Genomic DNA, 4,435 nt, shown 5'->3' with positions numbered 1-4,435 from the left:
CTTGTTCTCAAGGCTTGCCCCGTCGCTCAAGCAGAGTTTGGCAGGCTGCCCCAGGCTATACCCTGCAAAACCCTGAAGCCAATTCCCAGCTTTTGAGTCCAGAAGTTCACTGCAATTCCCATGCCAAGCGAAGTTTTGACCATCACGGGCCGTGGGATCCCGCTGGTGGGCAACGACATCGACACCGACCGGATCATCCCGGCCCGTTTCTTGAAGTGCGTTACCTTTGAGGGCTTGGGCCAGCATGTATTTGCCGACGACCGTGCCCAAGCTGCCGGCCAGCATCCCTTTGACCTGCCTCAGTACCAGGGGGCAGAGATCTTGCTGGTCAACGCCAACTTTGGCTGTGGCTCCAGCCGGGAGCACGCCCCCCAAGCTCTGGCCAAGTGGGGGATCCGCACCCTCATCGGCGAAAGCTTTGCCGAAATCTTTTTCGGCAACTGCCTGAGTTTGGGGATCCCCTGTGTAACAGCACCCGCCAGCGTGATCCACACTCTCCAGGAGGCAGTGGTCAGAAACCCGCAGCTCCAGTTAACGCTGGATCTGCTCAACAAACAGGTGCGTTGGGAGGACAAGGCCGCTGCTGTTGAAATCCCGCAGGGGGCCTGGCAAATGCTGGTGCAGGGGACGTGGGATGCCACCGGACAATTGCTGGCCGCCCGGGAGCGGATTCAAGAGGTGGCTGCTTCCTTGCCCTATCTGCGATGGCAGCGGGTCCAGTGAGCAGGTTTCTTCCCCCCGCTACTCACCTGTGGCTGGGCAGCGCCGACCCCGATTTTCTGGATCTGGCAAGGCGGGAAATTGCGGCGGCGGATCCCGAGGCCGTCCTTCAGCCTTTGCCAGAGGCACCTGGCCTAGTGTGGGTGTGCAGTCAGCGTTCCTTTGCCGACCTTGCCCAGGTCTGGCAGGCCAACCCCCCTATTTTTTTGCGCCACATCTGCCCCATCCAGCGGGAGTTTTGGCTGGACGAGGGATCCCTGACGCAACTCTGTCTAGACGAAGAGCTGTTGGCGGCCATCGACCCTGCCCTCAGCTTTTCTGTACAGACGCGCCTATTTGGCAAGCTCAACGTCAAGCCCTTTCAGGTCAACGCAGCCCTAGCAGCCCAGGTGGCGGCGGCAGTGGGGGCGCCGCTGCAGGTCAGGGATCCCCAACAGGTGATCTCGGTGGTGATCCTGGCCAACCCGACAGGGATCCGAGCTTGGCTGGGCCTGTCGCGGGCAGCGCAAAACCTCTCCACGTGGGCCGGCGGCATTCACCGCTTCCGCCGCGACCCCAGTCAGATTAGCCGCTCTGAGTTCAAGTTGCTAGAAGCCATCCAGGTGTTTCGCATCCCTTTGCACCCAGGAGGGCAGGCCCTAGATCTGGGGGCAGCGCCGGGGGGCTGGTCGCGCATTTTGCGCCTGCATGGCCAGCAGGTGACGGCCGTGGATCCGGCAGAACTGGACGAGCGTCTCCGCTCCGATGCCGGCATTTGCCACTACCGCCTTAGCGCCCAAACCTACCTAGCCCGCTGCGCAGGGCGGTTTCACCTCATTCTCAACGACATGCGCATGGATGGCCGGGCCTCTGCCCATCTAATGGCGGCCTTTGCCCCTCATCTGGAGCCGCAGGGGGCAGCCGTGATGACCCTAAAGCTCCCCCACCAGCATCGCCTGCGGGTGCTCCGACAGACCCTAGACATCTTGGGCAGCGCCTTCCCGGTGGTGAGGGCGCGCCACCTGTTTCACAACCGCAGCGAGGTCACCCTCTACCTGCAAAAAGAGATCCCCGCCCCTTACTCTTCCACCACCTGAATTTCTCGGCGCAGCACCTTCTCGCGAATGGACTCCAGCAAGCTCATCTCTTCCGGGGAGATTTTGCCATCGGCCCGGATGGCGGCGATGATTTGATCCACCTCGCTGCGGGTTAGCTTCTTATCTTCCAGAGCCCGCTCCACCAGTACCTGCAGTTGGGAAAACTCCATAAGACCCCTGCTCCTCTAGGCTTAACCGGTCTTCTCACCTCCTCCAGGCTATCTGCGCCCCTTCCGATCCCCAACAGGCGCAAGATTCTCTTCAGGTCAGGTATTCTGAAGAAAATGTAAAACCCTAGGAGAAAACGACATCATGGCTGGCCCAACTCTCAAGAGCACTGAGCACGACTGCGCCACTCTCTGCCGAGATGGCTGTGTCTTGGGCGACGCCTGCCCCCACCGAGAGGCGGCCCGGCAAGCAGTGGCCTTCGTCATGAACACCGACTGGGAGACCTTGATGCGGATTGCCGAATCCAAGAACCTACCCAAGAACCCTCCCCAAGCAGAGGTGGATCCCTTACAGTTTTTGGAGAACTACCGCCTAGGCAGCTAGCTGGCAGCTCGGCAACAAACCCCTACCCAGAATCCAGGCGCTTTAAGCCATACTGAACGTGGTGGGATCCCTGGGTTTTATGGTTTGGCCTTGGATTAGCCTTGGGTTGGTTCTCATTGCTTCCGAGCTGTTTTTGCCGGAGCTGGTGGCTGGCCCGACGGGTGTGGCTGCCCTAGGGGCTGCTCTTTTGGCCTATTGGGGGTGGCCGGTTTGGGCCCAGTTCTCGGCTTGGATTGTGCTCTCCCTTGGGCTGATCGTTCTCAGCCGGCGTCTGCTGCCCTCTACTTCAACTCAGTTGGAAGATCTCCTGAAGGAATCGCGGGAAGCGCGGGCAGTTACGGCCATTCCGCCGGGCGAGCGGGGTCGGGTCTCTTATCTCGGCTCCACCTGGAATGCCAAGTGCAGCGTCCCCAACCTGGAGATTCAACCTGGGCAAGAGCTCTATGTGGTCGATCGCCAGGGCAATACCCTGATCGTGATGCCGATTCAGATGCTCAGGTCTTGAGGGGGATCAGGGGCTTGGCTGAGACTCATTGGACAAGCTTTTTTGAGGAAACACCTGAGGAGTCGGGGAACCTCTGCGAAGACGAACAAGAAGCTCGCCCTCAGTCCACCGTCCTGTTTGCAGCGGCTACCCATCCCAACAGGTTCAGCAGGTTCTAAGTAGAAGATGCCGTTGGGGGTGGGGTGCCCCAGCGGGAATTCGACAACCTACAGCAGGGATCCGGCCTGATATCTGCCATAATTACAAGAGCGGGATGTAGCGCAGCTTGGTAGCGCATCTGCTTTGGGAGCAGAGGGCCGCAGGTTCAAATCCTGTCATCCCGATGGAGCTGGCAAAGGGAGCGCTAGGGATCTCCAAGCCATCGGCCAAACTGGTTGCAGGAGCCTCAGCAGGCCAGATCCCATCCCAGGCAAGCTTGCATCACCTGGCCCAAGAGGTACAGGGATCCACAGATGACCGCAGGCGGCTCGCCGGGGTCAGCTGGCTGCTGCAGTTGGGCTTGTAAAGCGGCAAGATCTGGCAGCGCCTGGACAGAGCGAAGATGGGGTTGCAGGATCTGGGCCAGGTGGGCCAGTTCTTCCGGAGGGGTGCCGGCGTGGCCGAAGATGGGCAGGGCAAAGAGGCGATCCCCCGGTCGCAGCAGGGTAGCAAGAATACCCTTGACATCTTTAGTCGTGAGAATGCCCATATACCAGGTGAGAGGGCCGGGCTGGTGCTCGTCTAGGTAGCGGCGCAGCGCCTGGGCGGCGGGCAGGTTGTGGGCCCCATCCAGCAACAACCGGCGGGATCCCACTTGCACCCGCTGCAGACGGCCCGGCCACCGAGTGGCGGCAAACCCCCTGGCCACTGCAGCTTCTGGGATCTGCCAGCCCTGCTCCTGCAGGGTCTCCAAAACGGCCAGAGCGACCGCGGCGTTGGTCAGTTGCACCTCACCGGGGAGGGGCAAGGTGAGTACCTGCTCGCGCCAGCGGACGGCCTGGGGCCCCGACCATTGCAAAGGTTCCACCACCCGCAGAGGACTGCCCATCTGCTCGGCTCTGGCCCGGATCACGGCCATCACCTCGGGGGGTTGGGGTGCGCACACAGTCGGGATCCCCGGCTTGAGGATGCCGGCTTTTTCGAAGGCAATTTGCGGCAGACTGTTGCCCAGACGCTGCCAATGATCCCAGCCAATGGACGTGATGGCAGTGACCACCGGCTCAATCCCGGCATTGGTGGCATCCAGTCGCCCCCCTAGGCCCACCTCCATCACCGCCACCTCCACCTTCTGCTGGCGAAAGTACAGCCAGGCAGCGGCGGTAATGGCCTCAAACTGGGTGGGGGAAGCCTCGCCAGGAGCGTAAGTCTGCAGGCAGTCCCGCACTTGGGCCAACAGCTGGCTCCAGTCGCCTGGCGAAATGTACTCGCCGCTTAGCCAGATCCGCTCCCGCCAATTGACCAGGTGGGGAGAGGTGTAGCGACCGACGCGATAGCCCGCCGCCCACAGCACATGGCTGACCCAGGCGCAGACGGATCCCTTGCCGTTGGTGCCGGCTACGTGGATGGCCGGGATCCCCGCTTGGGGCTGGCCGAGGCGCTGCAG

The 4,435-nt window shown here is 61.6% G+C and carries 6 protein-coding genes and 1 tRNA gene; 5 read left to right on the top strand and 2 right to left on the bottom strand.

Annotated elements, in window-relative coordinates; genetic code table 11:
• The first annotated feature begins 120 nt into the window (after nucleotides 1-120).
• The gene (gene leuD, locus NW835_RS00785) at nucleotides 121-723 is read left to right on the top strand and encodes a 3-isopropylmalate dehydratase small subunit (RefSeq protein ID WP_414414265.1); all 603 of its coding nucleotides are present in this window, start codon (nucleotides 121-123) and stop codon (nucleotides 721-723) included.
• Nucleotides 720-1,796: an SAM-dependent methyltransferase gene (locus NW835_RS00780; protein ID WP_414414264.1), complete on the top strand. Its 1,077-nt coding sequence runs from the start codon at nucleotides 720-722 to the stop codon at nucleotides 1,794-1,796. The genes leuD and NW835_RS00780 overlap by 4 nt, the downstream gene beginning before the upstream one ends.
• Here NW835_RS00780 and NW835_RS00775 read toward each other — a convergent pair.
• Nucleotides 1,778-1,966 (bottom strand): hypothetical protein, encoded by a 189-nt coding sequence (locus NW835_RS00775; RefSeq protein WP_414371680.1) that lies wholly within the window; start codon nucleotides 1,964-1,966, stop codon nucleotides 1,778-1,780. The two genes, NW835_RS00780 and NW835_RS00775, sit on opposite strands and share 19 nt — an antisense overlap.
• 142 nt (nucleotides 1,967-2,108) lie before the next feature.
• Between NW835_RS00775 and NW835_RS00770 the strand changes: the two genes are divergently transcribed.
• The 3 genes from NW835_RS00770 (at nucleotide 2,109) to NW835_RS00760 (ending at nucleotide 3,176) form a co-directional block, all read left to right on the top strand.
• The gene (locus NW835_RS00770) at nucleotides 2,109-2,348 is read left to right on the top strand and encodes a hypothetical protein (protein WP_414365765.1); all 240 of its coding nucleotides are present in this window, start codon (nucleotides 2,109-2,111) and stop codon (nucleotides 2,346-2,348) included.
• Between the two features lie 79 nt (nucleotides 2,349-2,427).
• Nucleotides 2,428-2,853 carry an NfeD family protein gene (locus NW835_RS00765; RefSeq protein ID WP_414371682.1) on the top strand — a complete coding sequence of 142 codons (426 nt, stop codon included), beginning with the start codon at nucleotides 2,428-2,430 and terminating at the stop codon, nucleotides 2,851-2,853.
• A gap of 249 nt (nucleotides 2,854-3,102) precedes the next feature.
• Nucleotides 3,103-3,176, top strand: a tRNA-Pro gene (locus NW835_RS00760).
• A gap of 62 nt (nucleotides 3,177-3,238) precedes the next feature.
• On the opposite strand, the gene NW835_RS00755 is transcribed toward NW835_RS00760, so the two are convergent.
• Nucleotides 3,239-4,435 (bottom strand): bifunctional folylpolyglutamate synthase/dihydrofolate synthase (locus NW835_RS00755; RefSeq protein ID WP_414414263.1); only part of this gene is annotated, 1,197 nt, incomplete at its 5' end.

This window comes from Synechococcus sp. OH2 (assembly GCF_047462155.1).
Lineage (GTDB): Bacteria > Cyanobacteriota > Cyanobacteriia > Thermostichales > Thermostichaceae > Thermostichus.
This window is presented reverse-complemented; position numbering and strand designations above follow the sequence as displayed.